The sequence below is a fragment of the Hartmannibacter diazotrophicus genome (genome assembly GCF_900231165.1).
GTDB lineage: Bacteria > Pseudomonadota > Alphaproteobacteria > Rhizobiales > Pleomorphomonadaceae > Hartmannibacter > Hartmannibacter diazotrophicus.
Genome location: NZ_LT960614.1, coordinates 5,128,007 through 5,144,718 on the forward strand (window position 1 = coordinate 5,128,007; position 16,712 = coordinate 5,144,718).

The 16,712-nt window shown below is 64.7% G+C and carries 15 protein-coding genes; 10 read left to right on the top strand and 5 right to left on the bottom strand.

All coding sequences use genetic code 11. The annotated features are described in order from the left end of the window. Positions 1-39 precede the first annotated feature (39 nt). Positions 40-387, bottom strand: a complete 348-nt coding sequence (locus HDIA_RS23635; protein WP_099559129.1) for a RidA family protein — start codon at positions 385-387, stop codon at positions 40-42. Positions 388-767: 380 nt separating this feature from the next. Here HDIA_RS23635 and HDIA_RS23640 point away from each other — a divergent pair, with 380 nt between their 5' ends. From HDIA_RS23640 to HDIA_RS23670, 7 genes are all read left to right on the top strand, one after another. Continuing rightward, positions 768-1,787, top strand: coding sequence for an ABC transporter substrate-binding protein (locus tag HDIA_RS23640; protein WP_099558459.1), 1,020 nt, complete (start codon positions 768-770; stop codon positions 1,785-1,787). Between the two features lie 201 nt (positions 1,788-1,988). Next, positions 1,989-2,810: an ABC transporter ATP-binding protein gene (locus HDIA_RS23645; protein WP_099558460.1), complete on the top strand. Its 822-nt coding sequence runs from the start codon at positions 1,989-1,991 to the stop codon at positions 2,808-2,810. Continuing rightward, positions 2,803-3,627: an ABC transporter permease gene (locus HDIA_RS23650; RefSeq protein WP_099558461.1), complete on the top strand. Its 825-nt coding sequence runs from the start codon at positions 2,803-2,805 to the stop codon at positions 3,625-3,627. Before HDIA_RS23645 ends, HDIA_RS23650 begins: the two co-directional genes overlap by 8 nt. A 12-nt stretch (positions 3,628-3,639) precedes the next feature. Continuing rightward, positions 3,640-4,983 (top strand): cytosine deaminase, encoded by a 1,344-nt coding sequence (locus tag HDIA_RS23655; RefSeq protein WP_099558462.1) that lies wholly within the window; start codon positions 3,640-3,642, stop codon positions 4,981-4,983. A gap of 42 nt (positions 4,984-5,025) precedes the next feature. Beyond that, on the top strand, positions 5,026-6,432 hold the full coding sequence (locus HDIA_RS23660) for an FAD-binding oxidoreductase (RefSeq protein WP_099558463.1): 1,407 nt from the start codon (positions 5,026-5,028) through the stop codon (positions 6,430-6,432). 209 nt (positions 6,433-6,641) lie between these two features. Further along, a complete protein-coding gene (locus tag HDIA_RS23665; protein ID WP_099558464.1) occupies positions 6,642-7,223 on the top strand; it encodes an NAD(P)H-dependent oxidoreductase in 582 nt (193 codons plus the stop codon). Between the two features lie 175 nt (positions 7,224-7,398). After that, entirely contained in the window at positions 7,399-7,788 is a 390-nt protein-coding gene (locus HDIA_RS23670) for a RidA family protein (protein WP_099558465.1), read from the top strand. Positions 7,789-7,798: 10 nt separating this feature from the next. Here HDIA_RS23670 and HDIA_RS23675 read toward each other — a convergent pair whose 3' ends face one another. The 4 genes from HDIA_RS23675 to HDIA_RS23690 all read right to left on the bottom strand — a co-directional run bounded on the left by HDIA_RS23675 (position 7,799) and on the right by HDIA_RS23690 (position 12,154). Then, positions 7,799-8,662, bottom strand: a complete 864-nt coding sequence (locus tag HDIA_RS23675; RefSeq protein WP_099558466.1) for a D-amino-acid transaminase — start codon at positions 8,660-8,662, stop codon at positions 7,799-7,801. 79 nt (positions 8,663-8,741) lie between these two features. After that, entirely contained in the window at positions 8,742-9,923 is a 1,182-nt protein-coding gene (gene choV, locus HDIA_RS23680) for a choline ABC transporter ATP-binding protein (RefSeq protein ID WP_099558467.1), read from the bottom strand. A 3-nt stretch (positions 9,924-9,926) separates the two neighbouring features. Beyond that, positions 9,927-10,778: a choline ABC transporter permease subunit gene (choW, locus tag HDIA_RS23685; RefSeq protein WP_099558468.1), complete on the bottom strand. Its 852-nt coding sequence runs from the start codon at positions 10,776-10,778 to the stop codon at positions 9,927-9,929. Between the two features lie 422 nt (positions 10,779-11,200). After that, on the bottom strand, positions 11,201-12,154 hold the full coding sequence (locus HDIA_RS23690; RefSeq protein ID WP_099558469.1) for a choline ABC transporter substrate-binding protein: 954 nt from the start codon (positions 12,152-12,154) through the stop codon (positions 11,201-11,203). An 85-nt stretch (positions 12,155-12,239) separates the two neighbouring features. Here HDIA_RS23690 and HDIA_RS25500 point away from each other — a divergent pair, with 85 nt between their 5' ends. From HDIA_RS25500 to betA, 3 genes are all read left to right on the top strand, one after another. Further along, the gene (locus tag HDIA_RS25500) at positions 12,240-12,791 is read left to right on the top strand and encodes a hypothetical protein (RefSeq protein WP_157775800.1); all 552 of its coding nucleotides are present in this window, start codon (positions 12,240-12,242) and stop codon (positions 12,789-12,791) included. A gap of 31 nt (positions 12,792-12,822) precedes the next feature. Beyond that, a complete protein-coding gene (gene betB / locus HDIA_RS23695) occupies positions 12,823-14,946 on the top strand; it encodes a betaine-aldehyde dehydrogenase (protein WP_099558470.1) in 2,124 nt (707 codons plus the stop codon). A gap of 73 nt (positions 14,947-15,019) precedes the next feature. Beyond that, a complete protein-coding gene (gene betA / locus HDIA_RS23700) occupies positions 15,020-16,690 on the top strand; it encodes a choline dehydrogenase (protein ID WP_099558471.1) in 1,671 nt (556 codons plus the stop codon). The last annotated feature ends 22 nt before the right edge of the window (positions 16,691-16,712 follow it).

Here is a 16,712-nt window from a genome sequence, read left to right on the forward strand (position 1 = left end):
GGGCGTAAGATGCCGCTGCTGCCGGCGGGTCGGATTGCCTCAGGGCAGGGTGGCGACGATGATGATCTCTACAAGATAGCGCGGCGCCGCCAGCTTGACCTCACCCGTGGCCCGGGCCGGCGGATTGTCCGGATCGACCCAGGCTTCCCAGACCTTGTTCATCTCGTCGAAGGTCGCCATGTCGGAAAGCCAGATCGTCGCCTGCAGAAGATGCGACTTGTCGGTTCCTGCCCGGGCCAGCAGGGCGTCGATCTTGGCAAGAATCTCGGCGGTCTGGTCGGCGACGGTCGCGCCGTTCTCCGCCGTCTGGCCGGCAAGATAGACCATGTTGCCATGGACCACGGCCTGGCTCATGCGCGGGCCCTTGTCGAAGCGGGTGATCGCCATGGGAAACTCCAGTTGAAGGAAGGAAGTGAGTCGGGAAGGGATCGTCTGCTGCATATAGCCGATCCTGACGCCGAGATCGACGGTCGCGGGTGACTTTGCGTTGATCGATTGCATGGTTGCAGGCCTACCTGTCATCGACGCGCCCGCCTGCCGCGCCGACATGCCGGGCCGGATTGTGGACGACGTCCCGGCATCAAGGAATGTATTTGCAGCGGCGGCGGAATGTCCTAGTCTGCCTGCCGACTGTGCAGACCGAAGTCCTGCCGCATTTCTAGTCGATTGGCGGCGGCCTCGGTAGGGATACCGCCGGCTCGCCCGGCGGTTTTCAGGTGAATGATCGGATAATGCCGGTGCACGGCATGGGGAACGGAGTATTCACGATGACGAAGCTTTCGGGATGGAATGCGACGCTTTGCGTGCTGGCCGCGGGCACCGCGGCACTTCTCGCCTCGCCGGCCTTCGCGCTCGACAAGGTGACCTTCGGCACCAACTGGCTCGCCGAGCCGGAACATGGCGGTTTCTACCAGGCGGTCGCCGACGGCACCTATGAGAAATACGGTCTCGACGTGACCATCATCCAGGGTGGGCCGCAGGCGGCCAATCAGGCGCTCCTGCTCGCCGACAAGATCAATTTCTACATGCAGGGCAATCTGCTCGGCACCTTCTCGGCCGCCGAGCAGGGCGTGCCGGTGGTCGAGGTCGCCGCGATCTTCCAGAAGGACCCGCAGGTCCTCATCGCCCATCCGAACGTGGGCATCGAAAAGTTCGAGGATCTCACCAAGCTGCCGACCATCTTCATGGGCAAGGACGGTTTTGCGACCTATTTCCAGTGGATGAAGGCGACCTGGCCGGCCTTCAAGGACGAGCAGTACAAGCCCTACACCTTTAATCCCGCACCCTTCCTCGCCGACAAGCAGTCGGCCCAGCAGGGCTACATTACCTCCGAGCCCTTCGCGATCGAGAAGGAGGGCGGCATCAAGCCGGAACTCTTCCTGCTCGCCGACGCCGGCTTCTCGACGCCCGCGACGCTGATCGAGGCCAAGCAGGACTACGTTGCCGCCAACAAGGACCTTGTCCAGCGCTTCGTCGATGCCTCGATCATCGGCTGGTACAACTATCTCTATGGCGACAACAAGGCTGCCAACGATCTGATCAAGAAAGACAATCCGGAAATGACGGACGGTCAGATCGACTTCTCGATCACGATGATGCAGCAGTATGGCATCGTCGAGTCCGGGGCGACGGACGAGGGCGGCATCGGTTGCTTCACCGATGCGGCGGTCAAGGACTTCTACGGCAAGATGGTCGAGGCCAAGGTGGTGAAGGCCGACCTCGATCTCTCCAAGGTCTATGACACCTCCTTCGTGTGCAAGAAGGTGGGTATGGATCTCAAGAAGTGACCGTTGAGCCTCGCGGCCGGTGCCGCGAGGCTGCGCACTGGAATTTGTCATGGCCCGCGAAGGTGGCCATCCACGTCGGACGATGATGCAGAAGAGTGAGGGTGCGGTGGCCGCAAGGCGACTTTTCGTGGATGGTCCGCTTTTGCGGACCGTGACACCGTCTGTCGAGGTGTCGTGTGCGGTCCATGCCGGGGTCCGTTCATGACAGCAGCCATCGATGCCACCCCGCCGCGAGCCCGCCCGAAGCCCCTTGTCTCACTGCGCGGCGTTACGAAGACCTTTTCGAACGGCACGACGGCGCTCGCCGGCCTCGACATGGACATCGCCGACGGCGAGTTCCTGAGCCTGCTCGGTCCGTCCGGTTGCGGCAAGTCCACGGTCCTTCGCATGCTCGCCGGCCTTTCCGAGCCCTCGGGCGGCACGATCGACTGGAAGAGCGCGACCTATGATGCCGCCGGCCGGCCGGAAATGGACATGAGCTTCGTCTTCCAGGAGGCGACGTTGATGCCCTGGGCGACGGTGGCAAGGAATGTCTGGCTGCCGCTCCGCCTCAAGGGCCAGACGCTGAAGGTCGCCCGCCCCAAGATCGACGAGGCGCTGGAGATGGTCGGCCTCGGCGGCTTTGCGGAGGCCTATCCGCGCGAACTCTCCGGCGGCATGAAGATGCGCGTCTCCATTGCCCGAGCGCTGGTGACCCGCCCGAAGATCCTGCTCATGGACGAGCCCTTCGCGGCGCTCGACGAGATCACCCGCCAGAAGCTCAACGACGATCTCCTGCACCTTTGGCAGACCTTCGGCTGGACGGTCGTCTTCGTCACCCACTCGGTCTTCGAGTCGGTTTATCTCTCGCAGCGCGTGGTGGTGATGGCGGCACGCCCCGGCCGCGTCGTCGACGATCTTGCGATCGAGCGGGGCGCGTCGTCGAGCGCCGACTACCGCACGACCGAGGAATATCGCGTCATGTGCCAGCGCGCCTCGGCGTCGCTTCTTACCGCGATCGGCAAGGGGACGCCCGATGAGTGAGGCGTTGACGCCGGATCGTTCCTCCGCGATGCGCAGGGAGCGTGCGCTCAAGATCCTGATCCCGATCCTGATGCTCGTGGCCCTCGTCGGCTTCTGGCAGTGGTATGTAACGGCCTTCAACGTGCCGCACTATATCCTGCCGAGCCCCGTCCGCGTCGCGGGCGCCATGATCACCGACTGGAACATCCTCGGCCCCGCGCTTCTGGTGACGCTCAAGATCACCTTTGCCGCGCTCGGGCTGGCGCTCGGCGGCGGCCTGTTGCTGGCGATCCTGCTCGTCCAGTCGCGCTGGATCGAGATCGCGCTCAGCCCCTATCTCGTCATCCTGCAGGTGACGCCCATCGTCGCGATCGCGCCGCTGATCCTGATCTATGCGCCGACCACCCAGACCGCGCTCCTCATCTGCGCCTTCATCGTCGCCTTCTTTCCGGTGCTCTCGAACACGGTGCAGGGCCTGAAGTCGACGGACCACAACCTCCTGGACCTCTACAAGCTCTATGGCGCCGGGCGGGCACAGACGCTTTTCCTGCTGCGCCTGCCAGCGGCGCTGCCCTATTTCCTCGCCGGGCTCAAGATCGCCGGCGGCCTGTCGCTGATCGCCGCCGTGGTGGCCGAATTTGCCGCGGGGTCCGCGGGGGCCGGCTCCGGCCTCGCCTTCCGCATCCTGGAATCGCAGTTCCGGCTCAATATTCCGAGGCTCTTCGCCGCCCTCATCCTCCTCTCCGTCGCCGGCGTCGCGATCTACGCGGCGACGAGCGTCATTTCTTGGCTTCTCCTGCACAAGTGGCACGAAAGCGCCATCCGCCGCGAACAATAACGAGAAATTGCCATGGCATCCGCCAGCCTCGACATCCTGAACTCCGCGCCCGGCTATGTCCTCAAGAATGCACGCGTTCCGATCGTCTGCCTGCCCACGGTGCTGACGGACGATCTGATCGGGCGCAGCCACGAGGGCCTTGCCGAGGCCGACATCGTCGTCGAGGACGGAAAGATTGCCGCGATCGTTGTTGCGGGCATGGGAACCGCGCCGGCCGGCGGCTTGCCCATGATCGACATGCGCGGCGGTCAGGTCTGGCCGACCTTCGTCGACATGCACACCCACATCGACAAGGGCCACATCTGGGAGCGCAGCCGCAATCCGACCGGTGACTTCGAAGGCGCCCTTCTCACGGTCCGAGCCGACCGCGAGGCGAACTGGACGCGCGAGGACATCGAGGCGCGCATGGAGTTCTCCCTGCGCTCGGCCTATGCCCACGGCACCTCGCTCCTGCGCACCCACATCGATTCCCTGCCGCCTCACCACAAGCTGACCTGGCCGCTCTTCCGCGAAATGCGGGAACGCTGGAAGGGACGCGTCGATCTTCAGGCCGTCTGCCTGATGCCGGTCGAGGCAACCCGCGACGCGGACTATTTCGAGGCGCTGATCGACGAGGTGGCCGCCTCGGGCGGCCTGATCGGCGGCCACCCGGACATGGGACCGGAACTGGAGAGCGATCTCGACCGCCTCTTGCGCGCCGCCATGGACCGGGGTCTCGACATCGACTTTCATATCGACGAGACCCGCGATCCCGGGGCAAGGACGCTCCGGGCCGTCGCCGATGCCGTCATCCGCAACGGCTTCGAGGGCAAGGTCGTCGCCGGTCACTGCTGCTCGCTGGCACGGCAGGAAAGCGACGAGGCCGCCCGCACCATCGACCGCGTGGTCGAGGCCGGCATCGGCGTCGTCTCGCTGCCGATGTGCAACATGTACCTGCAGGATCGCTTTGCCGGCTGCACGCCGCGCTGGCGCGGGGTGACGCTGTTCCAGGAACTGCGCTCGGCCGGCGGCGACGTGGCCGTCGCCTCCGACAACACCCGCGATCCCTTCTATGCCTACGGCGATCTCGACCCGGTGGAGGTCTTCCGCGAGGCGGTCCGGATCCTGCATCTCGATCACCCGCTGGACGAGGCGGCGAAGGTGGTAACGACGTCTCCGGCGAAGATGCTGCGCCGGCCGGACAGCGGCGTGCTCGCCGTCGGTGGACCGGCCGACATGGTGCTCTTTTCCGCCCGCTTCTGGAGCGAGTTCCTGTCGCGCCCGCAGGCGGACCGCATGGTTCTTCGCTCCGGCCGGCCGATCGACCGCACGCTGCCCGATTACCGGGATCTCGATCCGGTCGCCGGCATCGCCTGACCGGATTTGCGATCTTCGGATTTCACAGGATGGATGACAGTCATGCCCGACTATGACGCGATCAAGAAGGACCTCGAAGGCATCGAGGTCGAGGACAATCCGAAGCTCGTCCGCCAGAAGAGCCGCGATTTCTTCTGGTACTCGCCGATCCTGAAGGACCAATTGGAAAACGTCACCGCCGATCTCGTCGTCTCGCCGGCCAGCGAGGAGGAGGTGATTCGCACGCTGAAGGTGGCTTATGCCCACGGCGTGCCGGTCACCCCGCGCGGCTCAGGCACCGGCAATTACGGCCAGGCGATGCCGCTCTCCGGCGGCATCATTCTCAACCTTGCCCGCATGACCAAGGTCAAGGAGATCGGCCCCGGCCGCGTCGTCTGCGAACCCGGCGCGATCATTGCCGATGTCGATCGCCAGACGAAGGCCCATTCGGGCCAGGAGCTGCGCTTCCATCCCTCCACCGCCAACACCGCGACCATCGCCGGTTTCGTGGCGGGCGGGTCCGGCGGCGTCGGCTCGATCAACTGGGGCGGACTGCGCGATCTCGGCAACGTCCTGAGGCTGCGCGTCGTCACCATGGAGGCCGAGCCGCGCGTCTTGGAGCTTTCCGCCTGGGATCTGCAGAAGGTGACGCACGCCTACGGCACCAATGGCATCATCACCGAGGTCGAGATGCCGCTCACCGTCTCCTACGACTGGGTCGACGTGCTGGTCGGCTTCGACGACTTCATGGGCGCCGTGCGCTTCGCCGATGCGCTCGCCCATGAGAACGGCATTCTGGTCAAGGAAATCGCGCCGATCGCCGCGCCCATCCCCTTCCAGTATTTCTCACGCCACAAGCAATATGTCCGGCCCGACCAGTCGGTCGTCGTGACCATGGTCGCCCCCCACGCCATGGACGCCTTCCTCGCCTTTGCCGGGAAAATGAAGGGCGAGATTGTCTTCCGCGCCGACACGCTGGAAAGCCTGAAGGGCCTGCCGCAGGCGTTCGAGCTCACCTGGAACCACACGACGCTCCGCGCCCTCAAGGTCGATCCGACCATTACCTATCTCCAGGTCCAGTATCCGAGCCCCGATCACGTCGCCAAGGTCGCCGAGATGACGAGGCTCTTCGGCGACGAGGTCCCGGGCCATCTGGAATTCATGCGCTTTTCCGGCAAGATCCAGTGTTCCGGGCTGCCGCTGGTGCGCTTCACCACCAAGGAGCGGCTGGAGGAGATCATCCGCATCCACGAGGATCACGGCTGCCCGGTCTTCAATCCGCACCGCTATACGCTGGAGGAGGGCGGCATGAAGCGCACCGACGCGGTGCAGCTTACCTTCAAGAAGGAAACGGACCCGAAGGGCCTGCTCAATCCCGGCAAGATGATCGCCTGGGAAAACCCGGACTTCGACTTTTCCGCCGGCAAGACCTTCCTCTTTCCCGGCCTTTCTGATTTCGCCGAGGCTTGAAGCGTTGCGAAAGAGCGTTGCAGAGAATGAAGCGCACGATCTGGACGACTGTCCCTCGGTAAGGATGTCATGGTCCGCGAAGGCGGACCATCCACGCCCCTGCTTTCAGAAAATTTTCGTGGATCCTCCGCCTTCGCGGAGGATGACGGGGGTGAAGCAAGAGCCACCCATAACCGATATTTCGCCGATCGCGGCAGGGAGCTAACTGAATGCGCGTTCTTGTCGTCTATTCGCATCCCGTCGAGACGAGCTTCTGCGCCGCGATCCACAAGGAAGTTGTCGATGGCCTCAAGGTCGCCGGCCACGAGGTCGACGACTGCGATCTCTATGCGGAGAATTTCTCGCCCGTCCTCACCCGCGAGGAACGCATCGGCTACCATGACATTCCGGCCAACCGTGCGAATGTCGAGGATTACTGCCGGCGGCTGGAGGCGGCCGAGGCGCTGATCATCGTCTCTCCGGTGTGGAACTTCGGCTGGCCGGCGATGCTGAAGGGCTATTTTGACCGGGTGTTCCTGCCGGGCGTCTCCTTTCGCATGGAGAACGGCATCGTGAAGCCCAACCTCCAGCACATCAAGAAGCTCGGCGCCTTCATGACCTACGGCGGCACCCGCATGCGCGCCTTTCTTGCCGGCGACCCGCCGCGCAAGATCGTGCGGAGGGTCCTGCGCATCCAGGTTGCGCCCTTTGCGCCGCTCATCCACCATTGCCACTACGACATGAACCGCTCGACGCCCGAAACCCGCGCCGCGTTCCTGGAAAAGGTCCGCAAGGAAATGGGACGCTTTTGAGGGGCGGAAGAGGTCAACTGCGGATGATGTCATTCCCGGCCGAAGGTCCGGCAGGACCGAGGGGAAGGGAATCCAGAAGGATGCCTGGGAAAACGCGGTGGATGTCCGGATCCCCTTCCCTCGCCGTTCTTCGAACCGCTCGCCGGGGATGACACCGAATGATAGGGAACATCGGATGAAACAGCCGCTCAATCCCGCATCCGTCCGCCGGCCCTTCGGCAACTACAGCCACGGCCTGCTCGTCCCTCCCGGGGCCAGCCTTCTGGTCACCTCCGGCCAACTCGGCATCCGACCCGACGACAGCATCCCGGACGACGTCGAGGGGCAGGCCGTGCTCTGTTTCGAGGCCATCGGCGCGATCCTTGAGGCCGGCGGCATGGATTTTTCCGATGTCATCCGCATTTCCGGCTTCGTCACGCGGCGCGAGGATTTTGCCACCTACATGGCCGTGCGCGACCGCTACACCCGCTCGCCGCTGCCGGTCTCGACCCTGTTGATCGTCACAGGCTTCACGCGGCCCGAGTTCAAGGTCGAGGTCGAGGTGACGGCGGCAAAGGTGATGTGAGGGCCGGCGCTCAGATCGCCGTCTTGCGTGCCTCGTCGATATAGATCTCCCGCATCGCCTTGGCGACCGGGCCGGGTTCACCCTCGCCGATCGGATGGCCGTCAATGGAAATCACCGGCGTGACGAAGCTCGACGCCGAGGTGATGAAGGCCTCTTTGGCGGCAAGCGCCTCCTCGGTCGTGAAGGCGCGTTCCTCCACCTTCATCTGCCGTTCGCGCGCAAGGCGAAGGACGGTCGCGCGCGTAATGCCGGGCAGGATGTCGTGGGAAAGCTGCCGCGTCACCAGCGTGCCTTCCGGGGTCACGATCCAGGCGTTGTTGGAGCTTCCCTCGGTGACGAGGCCGTCCTTGACGAGCCAGGCGTCGTCCGCCCCCTTGCCCTCTGCCTCCATCTTGGCCATCGAGGGATAGAGCAACTGCACCGTCTTGATGTCGACACGGCCCCAGCGCAGATCAGGAACGAAGGCCACCTTCGCGCCGCGTGCCGCGAGGGCACTGTCGACGATGGCCTTTTCCTGCGTGAAGAGGATAAGCGTCGGCCGCGTTTCCTCCGGGTCGGGAAAATGAAAGTCCCGATCACCCGGCGCGCCGCGGCTGAGCTGCAGATAGATCATGCCCTCGCGAAGCGCGTTTTCGGTGACCAGCTGCCGGTGAATGTCGAGAAGCTCGTCCTCGCTCACCGGCAGCGTCATCGTCAGCGCCTCGAGCGAGCGGCCAAGCCGCGCCATGTGCCCGTCGAAATCGACGAGCTTGCCGTCGAGAACGGTGGTGACCTCATAGACGGCATCGGCGAAGAGAAAGCCGCGGTCGAAGATCGAGACCCTGGCGTCTTCCTCGGGACAGTAGGCGCCGTTGACATAGACGGTACGGGACATGGCATCCTTGCGCGATGATCGGGGAGATCGCGCCGATCGGCCGGAATTCCCCTTAGGTCTGGAACGATGCCAGACCCTATCAGGCGCTCGCGCGGTGGAGAAGCCCGCGATAGATCTCGTCGTCGTCGCACAGCCCGGCAAGGCGGCCGAGATTGTCGACGAGCAGGATCGGGTTGTCCGTCTGCCGCTTCAGTTCGATGGCAGCCTTCAGCGTCAGATCCACCGACGCGACGATGACGTCGCAGTCCTCCTTGAGCTTGCCGTCCTCTTGCTCGGCGATGCCCAGCGTGCCTTCCCGGCCGTTGAGCGTGACGGAGATCGGCCGGTCTTCCGGATCGACGGCCACCTTCACGGCGCCCTCCGAATCGAGCAGGACGCAGCCGTCCTCCCGCTTCAGCGTCTCGGCCGGCCGCATGACCGCGGTGCCGCGCAGCACGTTGAGCGGATTCATGTGCTTGACGAACTCGGCGACATAGTCGTTGGCGGGCGAGAGCAGGATGTCCTCGGCGGTGCCCTCCTGGACGATGCGGCCGCCCTCCATGATGGCGATCTTGTTGCCGAGTTTCAGCGCCTCGTCGAGGTCGTGGCTGACGAAGACGATGGTCTTCTGGATGCGCTTTTGCAGGTCGAGGAGTTCGTCCTGCAGCTTGTCGCGGATCAGCGGATCGAGCGCCGAGAACGGCTCGTCCATGAGCAGGATGTCGGCGTCGGTGGCAAAGGCGCGGGCAAGGCCGACGCGCTGCTGCATGCCGCCGGAAAGCTCGTGGGCATATTTGTCGGCCCAGGCGGTCAGGCCCACCATGGCGAGCTTTTCGTCGACGATCCGGTTGCGTTCGTCGACCGGAATGCCGCGCATCTCCAGCCCGAAGCCGGCGTTTTCGCGCACCGTCCGCCACGGCAGGAGGCCGAATTGCTGGAACACCATGGAGACGGTGTTGATGCGGACATCGCGCAGGGTCTTCTCGTTGCAGCTAGCAACGTCGATATGCTGGCCCTTGTGTTCGACCAGCACCTCGCCCCGGGCAACCTCGTTGAGGCGGTTGATGGCGCGCAGGATGGTGGATTTGCCCGACCCGGACAGCCCCATGAGCACGCAGATCGAGCCGCGCTCGATGGTGAGCGAAACCCCCGCCGCGCCCAGCACGGCGCCGGTGGTCTTGAGGATCTCCGAGCGGCTCTTGCCCTCGTCGATCATCTTGAGGGCGGTCTTCTGCTCCTTGCTGAAGACGATGTCGACGTTCCTGAATTCGACGGCGGCCATGGATCAGTTCCCCTTGCGCTTGGCGTCGGGCATCTTGCAGACCCGGTCGAGAATGATGGCGAGGATGACGATCGCAAGGCCCGCCTCGAAGCCCATCGCGATGTTGACGGTGTTGAGCGCGCGCACCACCGGTTTGCCGAGGCCGTCGGCCCCGACGAGGGCGGCGATCACAACCATCGACAGCGACAGCATGATGCACTGGGTGATGCCGGCCATGATGGTGGGCATCGCATAGGGAAGCTCGATCTTGTAGAGCAGCTGCCGCTTGGTCGCGCCAAAGGCCTTGCCTGCCTCGAAAAGCTGGGTCGGCACCGACGAGATGCCGAGATGCGTGAGCCGGATCGGCGCCGGGATCGAGAAGATCACCGTCGAGATGACACCCGGCACCACGCCGAGGCCGAAAAGGATCAGCGTCGGGATGAGGTAGACGAAGGTCGGCACCGTCTGCATCAGGTCGAGCACGGGGCGAAGGCCCGCGTAGAAGCGCGGGTGATGCGCTGCGGCGATGCCGATCGGCACGCCGATCACGACGCAGATGACGGTCGCGACCAGCACCTGGGAGAGCGTCATCACCGTCTGGTCCCAGAAGCCGAGATTGGCGACCAGCAGCAGCCCGAGCACGATGAAGACGATGAGGCCGATCGAGCGGTGCAGATACCAGCCGAGAAGGGCGACGAGGACGATGAGGATCGGCGCCGGGATGAACAGCAGCGCATCGGTCAGCCCCTCAATGACCGCTTCCAGCAGGAAGGAGATCCAGTCGAACACAGACTGGAACCGGGTCGTTAGGATGTCGACGAGATCGGCCATCGTCGAGCCGAGCGGGATCTTGTGGGCGCTGAGCCAGTCGTTCATCGAAGGGTCCTCGGTTCAAGGAGCGGCGGTGTTTCCCGGCGGCGCGCGAAGCTGTCCGTGGTCAGGAATTGCGAAGGCGAATTTTCCTCGTCCGCCGACCGGTGATCTGTCCTCGGCAGCATCCCTGGCCGCAAGAGGAGCGCTGGCCGCTGCTTTCTGCCCGCCCTGCGTCATCGCCGGGCTCGGCCCGGTGATCCAGCGGCGCTTCGGCAAAAAAGGGGCGCATGTGGAGCCTGGCGCCGGCACCCATCCAGCCAGCTCGCAGGCGCGGCTGGCGGACGGATGGGATACCCGGTCAAGCCCGGCGCTGGCGACGGAACGGCTGAAGCGTGCCGCCGGCAGCCATCAGTCTCCGCGTCTCGACAGGTCTGTCGGAGCGGGCCGGCGCCACGGCTCGCATGGCGCCGGGCTTGGCGATGGTCTCAGAGGCCGAGGCTGGCCTTCACCGCGTCGAGACCGGGCTTGCCGTCGAAGGTGGTGACGCCGTCGAGCCAGGGGCCGAGCGCGTCCGGGTTGTCCTTCAGCCACTTCTCCGCCGCCTTTTCCGGCTCCATGCCGCCGTCGAGGATATAGCCCATGACCACGTTCTCGACCGGCAGCGTGAACGTCAGGTTCGAGATGAACTTGCCGGCGTTCGGGCAGTCCGCGGTGTAGCCTGTGCGGACATTGGTGTAGACGGTGGCGCCGCCGAAATCCGGGCCGAAGACGTCGTCGCCGCCGGCGAGATACTTCATGTCGTAGTTGGCGTTCATCGGATGGGGCTCCCAGCCGAGGAAGACGATCGCGTCCTTCTTGCGGGTGGCGCGGGAGACCTGGGCCAGCATGCCCTGCTCGCTCGATTCGACGAGCTCGAAGTCCTTCAGGCCGAAAGTGTTGTCCTTGATCATGTCGAGGATCAGGCGGTTGCCGTCATTGCCCGGCTCGATGCCGTAGATCTTGCCGTCGAGTTGGTCCTTGAACTTGGCGATGTCGGCGAAGTCCTTGAGCCCTTCGTCATAGAGATAAGCCGGAACGGCGAGCGTATACTTCGCGCCTTCCAGGTTCGCGCCGAGCACCTCGATCGACCCGTCGTCGACATAGGGCTTGCGGTCGGCTTCCATCGTCGGCATCCAGTTGCCGAGGAAGACGTCGATGTCCTTGTTTTTCATGGACGTATAGGTCACCGGCACCGACAGGAGCTGCACGGTGGGCTCGTAGCCGAGACCCTTGAGGATCGTCGAGGCAAGGCCGGTGGTCGCGGAAATGTCGGTCCACCCGACGTCGGAGAAGCGCACGGCCTTGCAGGCGGCATCGTCGGCGGCAAGCGCGCTGCCGGCCGAAAGGCTGGCGATCATGAGGCCGCCGATAAGCGCGGTGCGTGTCGTCTTTGTGAACATCTTTGTGAGGTCCCCTCGTTTTGCGGCTCCTCGATCGGACTTGCGCCGATGGCTGGAAGCCGAGGTCTCGGTGGCGGAGCGCCGAATGCGCAACCGCCTCGCCACGGCGGGCGTTCGCTCCCGGCAAACGAGTCGCGGCAAGCCTGGCCACGACGGCCATGCGCCGCCGCAAGCCACGACAGGCCTGCCCACACTCGATCTGTCCATGGCGCGGCCCGCGGCATGGCATGACCCTTCGGCGACAGTGCGAATGGTCGGTTTCGGATTGCCGTCGCCAGAGCTGATGGCGGCGGTTTTTGGTCTGCTGGTCCCCTGCCGGCGCTGTTTATTGTCCGCGCTTGGCTTGTTTATGCAAGCGATCATGCCTCTTCTTGAACGACTATTCAACAGTGAATCTGTCGAAGGTCGGGATAATTTTCAGGCTCATTTGGGTCCAAAATGCCCAAGAAACGGACTTTCTGCGCAGATTTTGGTATTTTGCCCTGGAGCCGGAGGATTTCCGGCCAGTGCTGACTTTCGACGTTTGCGCCCGGCTGTGAAGTGTGTATTGTACGATCATTCAATAGATTTGGTCGAGGCGGACTCCTGTCTGAATGGCAGGACGATGCGGCCGGATCGAACGCGGCGCGGGGTCTGAATTCAGGACCGCGTCCGGCCGGGAGCAAATCATGGCTCATGTCGAGATGGAGGATGTGCGCCGCCGCGCGCCGGAGGACGTGCGCCGTCGCCAGTTGATCGAGGCGACCATCGAGTCGCTTGCCAACAACGGCTTCAACGCGACGACGCTGGCCCAGATCGCTCGTGGCGCCGGCGTTTCGCCGGGCCTCGTCGCCCATTATTTCGGCGACAAGGACGGCCTTCTGGAGGCGACCCTGCGCTTCCTTGCCCGGCGTGTCGCAAGCGGTGTCGCCGTGCGCATGAGGACGGCCCGCACGCCGCGCGAGCGGATTCTGGCCGTCGTCGACGCCAACCTCGCGCCCGAGGAGTTCGACCGGCGGACCTGCACCGTCTGGCTCGCCTTCTGGGGCCAGGTGCTGCATTCGGAGCGCCTGCGCCGCATCCAGAAGATCTATCAGGGCCGGATGCTCTCCAACCTGCGGCATTCGCTGAAGATGCTCGTCGCACCCGCCGAGGCCGAGCGCATCGCCATCTCGATCGCCGCCATCATCGACGGCCTCTGGCTCCGCTCGACCCTGTCGGCCACCGACGAAACGGATAGCGCCACGGCCCGCTCGATCGCCGCCACCTTCGTCGAGGCCCAGATCGCGGCTCTTGGCGCCCGCGCCGTCCCGTCCGAAAGCGGCCTCCCCGCAACCGGAGTTTCCAGCGTGACGATACCCACCATCCAGAACCATATCGGCGGCCGCTTCGTCGCGAACCGCTCCGGCGAGACCTTCGACAGCATCGATCCGGCCACCGGCGAGGTGATTGCGAAGATCGAAATCGCCGGCGAGGCCGAAGTGGAAGCCGCCGTTGCTGCCGCCAGAAAGGGCCAGGCCGACTGGGCCGCCATGACGGGCGCCGAGCGTGGCCGCATCCTGAAGAAGGTCGCCGACCTCCTGCGGGCGCGCAACGGCGAACTGGCGCAGCTTGAAACCCGCGACACCGGCAAGCCGATCCAGGAGACCGACTGCGTCGACGTCATCTCCGGCGCCGAATGCATCGAGTATTTCGCCGGTCTTGCCGGCACCCTGACGGGCGAGCACATCGACCTCGGATCGTCCGCCTTTGGCTATACCCGCCGCGAGCCGCTCGGCATCGTCGCCGGCATTGGCGCCTGGAACTATCCGATCCAGATCGCCTGCTGGAAGTCCGCCCCTGCGCTCGCCTGCGGCAACGCCATGATCTTCAAGCCGGCCGAACTGACGCCGCTGACCGCCGTCAAGCTCGCCGAGATCATGACCGAGGCCGGCGTGCCGGACGGCGTCTTCAATGTCGTGCAGGGCTTTGCCGATACCGGACGCCTGCTGACCCGCCATCCGAAGATCGCCAAGGTCTCGCTCACCGGCGAGGTCGGCACCGGCAAGAAGGTGATGACGGATGCCGCAGGTACGCTGAAGCACGTGACGCTGGAGCTTGGCGGCAAGTCGCCGCTCATCGTCTTCGAGGATGCCGATCTCGACGATGCCGTCTCCGGCGCGATGCTCGCCAATTTCTATTCCGCCGGCGAGATCTGCTCCAACGGCACCCGTGTCTTCGTCCATGAAGCGGTCCGCAAGGCCTTCATGGAAAAGCTGGTGGCCCGCGTGAAGGCGATGGTGATCGGCGACCCGAAGGACCCGAAGACCCAGGTCGGCGCGCTCATTTCCGAAGCCCACATGCAGAAGGTGCTGGGGCTGATCGAGGCCGGCAAGGTGGGCGGGGCCAAGGTCGCCGTTGGCGGCAATCGCTACACGGATGGCGCCTGCGCCAACGGCTATTTCGTCGAACCGACCGTCTTCGACGGCTGCAGCGACGACATGACCATCGTGCGCGACGAAATCTTCGGCCCCGTCATGTCAGTCCTCTCCTTCGAGACGGAAGACGAGGTGATTGCCCGCGCCAACGACACCGAGTTCGGCCTCGCCGCCGGAGTCTTCACCAAGGATCTGGCGCGTGGCCACCGGGTGATCGCCAGGCTTGAGGCCGGCACCTGCTGGATCAACCACTACAACGTGACGCCGATCGAGCTGCCTTTCGGCGGCTACAAGCAGTCGGGTCTCGGTCGCGAGAATTCCAAGGCTGCGATCGAGCACTACACCCAGCTGAAGAGCGTCTACGTCAACCTCGGCAAGGTCGACGCGCCCTATTGAGGGAACGCGGCCGGCAACGGACCGGCCGCCCTTTCTTCGACCTGCTGACGATCTGAGCTTCAAGGACCGCCCCATGACCACCCCCACCGAGACCACCTGCGACTATGTGATCGTCGGGGCCGGCTCGGCCGGCTGCGTGCTCGCCGACCGTCTCACCGAGGATGGCAGGAATTCCGTCCACGTCCTGGAGTTTGGCGGCTCGGACGCCTCCATCTTCATCCAGATGCCGAGCGCGCTCTCCATCCCGATGAACATGAAGCTCTACAACTGGATGTACGAGAGCGAGCCGGAACCGGGCCTCGCCCACCGGCGCATGCACTGCCCGCGCGGCAAGGTGCTGGGCGGCTCCTCGTCGATCAACGGACTTGTCTATGTGCGCGGCAATCCGGCCGACTTCGACCGCTGGCAGGACGAGGGCGCGCGCGGCTGGTCCTATGCCGACGTGCTGCCCTATTTCCGCCGCGCCGAAAGCCGCAAGGAAGGCGGCAACGAATATCGCGGCGACAAGGGGCCGCTCGCGACCTCCTATGGCACGCTGAAGAACCCGCTCTACAAGGCCTTCATCGAGGCGGGGCGACAGGCCGGCTATCCGGTGACGGAGGACATCAACGGCTATTCCCAGGAAGGCTTCGGCCGCATGGACATGACCGTCAAGGACGGCGTGCGCTGGTCGGCCGCCAACGCCTACCTGAAGCCGGCGATGAAGCGGTCGAACCTCAAGGTCACCACTCATGCCCGGGCCATTGCCATCGTCATGGAGGGCAAGCGCGCCGTCGGCATCCGCTACCTGCATGGCGGCGTGGAAAAGGTCGTTCGGGCGAACCGGGAGGTCATCCTCTCCGGCGGCCCGATCAACTCGCCGCAGCTCCTGAAGCTCTCCGGCATCGGCCCGGCGGAGGAACTGAAAGGCCACGGCATCGCGGTGGTGCACGACCTGCCGGGCGTCGGCGAGAACCTGCAGGACCACCTGGAATTCTATTTCCAGGTCGCCTGCAAGGAGCCGATCACGCTCTATTCGTCGATGGGGCTCTTGCCGCGCGCGCTGATCGGCCTGCGCTGGCTGCTCTTTCGCGACGGCCTTGGCGCGACCAATCATTTCGAAAGCTGCGGTTTCATCCGCTCGCGCGCCGGTATCGCCTATCCCGATATCCAGTATCATTTCCTGCCGCTCGCCGTGACCTACGACGGCAAGGGCCTTGCCTCCGAGCACGGCTTCCAGGCCCATGTCGGCCCGATGCGCTCCAAGAGCCGCGGCTGGGTGCGGCTGAAGTCGGCCGATCCGACCGAACAGCCGAAGATCTTCTTCAACTATCTCAGCCATCCCGACGACAAGGACGAGATGCGCGCCTGCGTGCGCCTGACCCGCGAGATCTTCGCCCAGAAGGCCTTCGACCGCTGGCGCGGCCGGGAGATCCAGCCGGGCGAGAGCGTCGTCACCGACGAGGCGATCGACAATTTCATCGCCCACAGCGTGGAGAGCGCCTACCACCCCTCCTGCACCTGCAAGATGGGCGAGGTCTCCGACCCGGCGGCGGTCGTGGACCGGGACGCGAAGGTCCACGGTATCGAAGGCCTGCGCGTCGTCGACAGTTCAATCATGCCCTCGATCACCACCGGCAACCTCAATGCCCCGACGATCATGATCGGCGAGAAGGCGGCCGACCATATCCTTGGCAAGTCGCTGCTCTCGCCGTCGAATGCGGACTACTACCGTGCGCCGAACTGGCGGGAAGCACAGCGCTGAAGGCCGGCCGCGAAGAGGCTGC

Excerpts from the sequence above, each read along its gene's own strand:
- HDIA_RS23645 (WP_099558460.1), top strand. The coding sequence starts at position 1,989 with ATGACAGCAGCCATCGATGCCACCCCGCCGCGAGCCCGCCCGAAGCCC.
- HDIA_RS23650 (WP_099558461.1), top strand. The coding sequence starts at position 2,803 with ATGAGTGAGGCGTTGACGCCGGATCGTTCCTCCGCGATGCGCAGGGAG.
- HDIA_RS23655 (WP_099558462.1), top strand. The coding sequence starts at position 3,640 with ATGGCATCCGCCAGCCTCGACATCCTGAACTCCGCGCCCGGCTATGTC.
- betB (WP_099558470.1), top strand. The coding sequence starts at position 12,823 with ATGGCTCATGTCGAGATGGAGGATGTGCGCCGCCGCGCGCCGGAGGAC.
- HDIA_RS23670 (WP_099558465.1), top strand. The coding sequence starts at position 7,399 with ATGAAACAGCCGCTCAATCCCGCATCCGTCCGCCGGCCCTTCGGCAAC.
- choV (WP_099558467.1), bottom strand. The coding sequence starts at position 9,923 with ATGGCCGCCGTCGAATTCAGGAACGTCGACATCGTCTTCAGCAAGGAG.
- HDIA_RS23665 (WP_099558464.1), top strand. The coding sequence starts at position 6,642 with ATGCGCGTTCTTGTCGTCTATTCGCATCCCGTCGAGACGAGCTTCTGC.
- HDIA_RS23675 (WP_099558466.1), bottom strand. The coding sequence starts at position 8,662 with ATGTCCCGTACCGTCTATGTCAACGGCGCCTACTGTCCCGAGGAAGAC.
- HDIA_RS25500 (WP_157775800.1), top strand. The coding sequence starts at position 12,240 with ATGCGCAACCGCCTCGCCACGGCGGGCGTTCGCTCCCGGCAAACGAGT.
- HDIA_RS23640 (WP_099558459.1), top strand. The coding sequence starts at position 768 with ATGACGAAGCTTTCGGGATGGAATGCGACGCTTTGCGTGCTGGCCGCG.
- choW (WP_099558468.1), bottom strand. The coding sequence starts at position 10,778 with ATGAACGACTGGCTCAGCGCCCACAAGATCCCGCTCGGCTCGACGATG.
- HDIA_RS23635 (WP_099559129.1), bottom strand. The coding sequence starts at position 387 with ATGGCGATCACCCGCTTCGACAAGGGCCCGCGCATGAGCCAGGCCGTG.
- HDIA_RS23690 (WP_099558469.1), bottom strand. The coding sequence starts at position 12,154 with ATGTTCACAAAGACGACACGCACCGCGCTTATCGGCGGCCTCATGATC.
- betA (WP_099558471.1), top strand. The coding sequence starts at position 15,020 with ATGACCACCCCCACCGAGACCACCTGCGACTATGTGATCGTCGGGGCC.
- HDIA_RS23660 (WP_099558463.1), top strand. The coding sequence starts at position 5,026 with ATGCCCGACTATGACGCGATCAAGAAGGACCTCGAAGGCATCGAGGTC.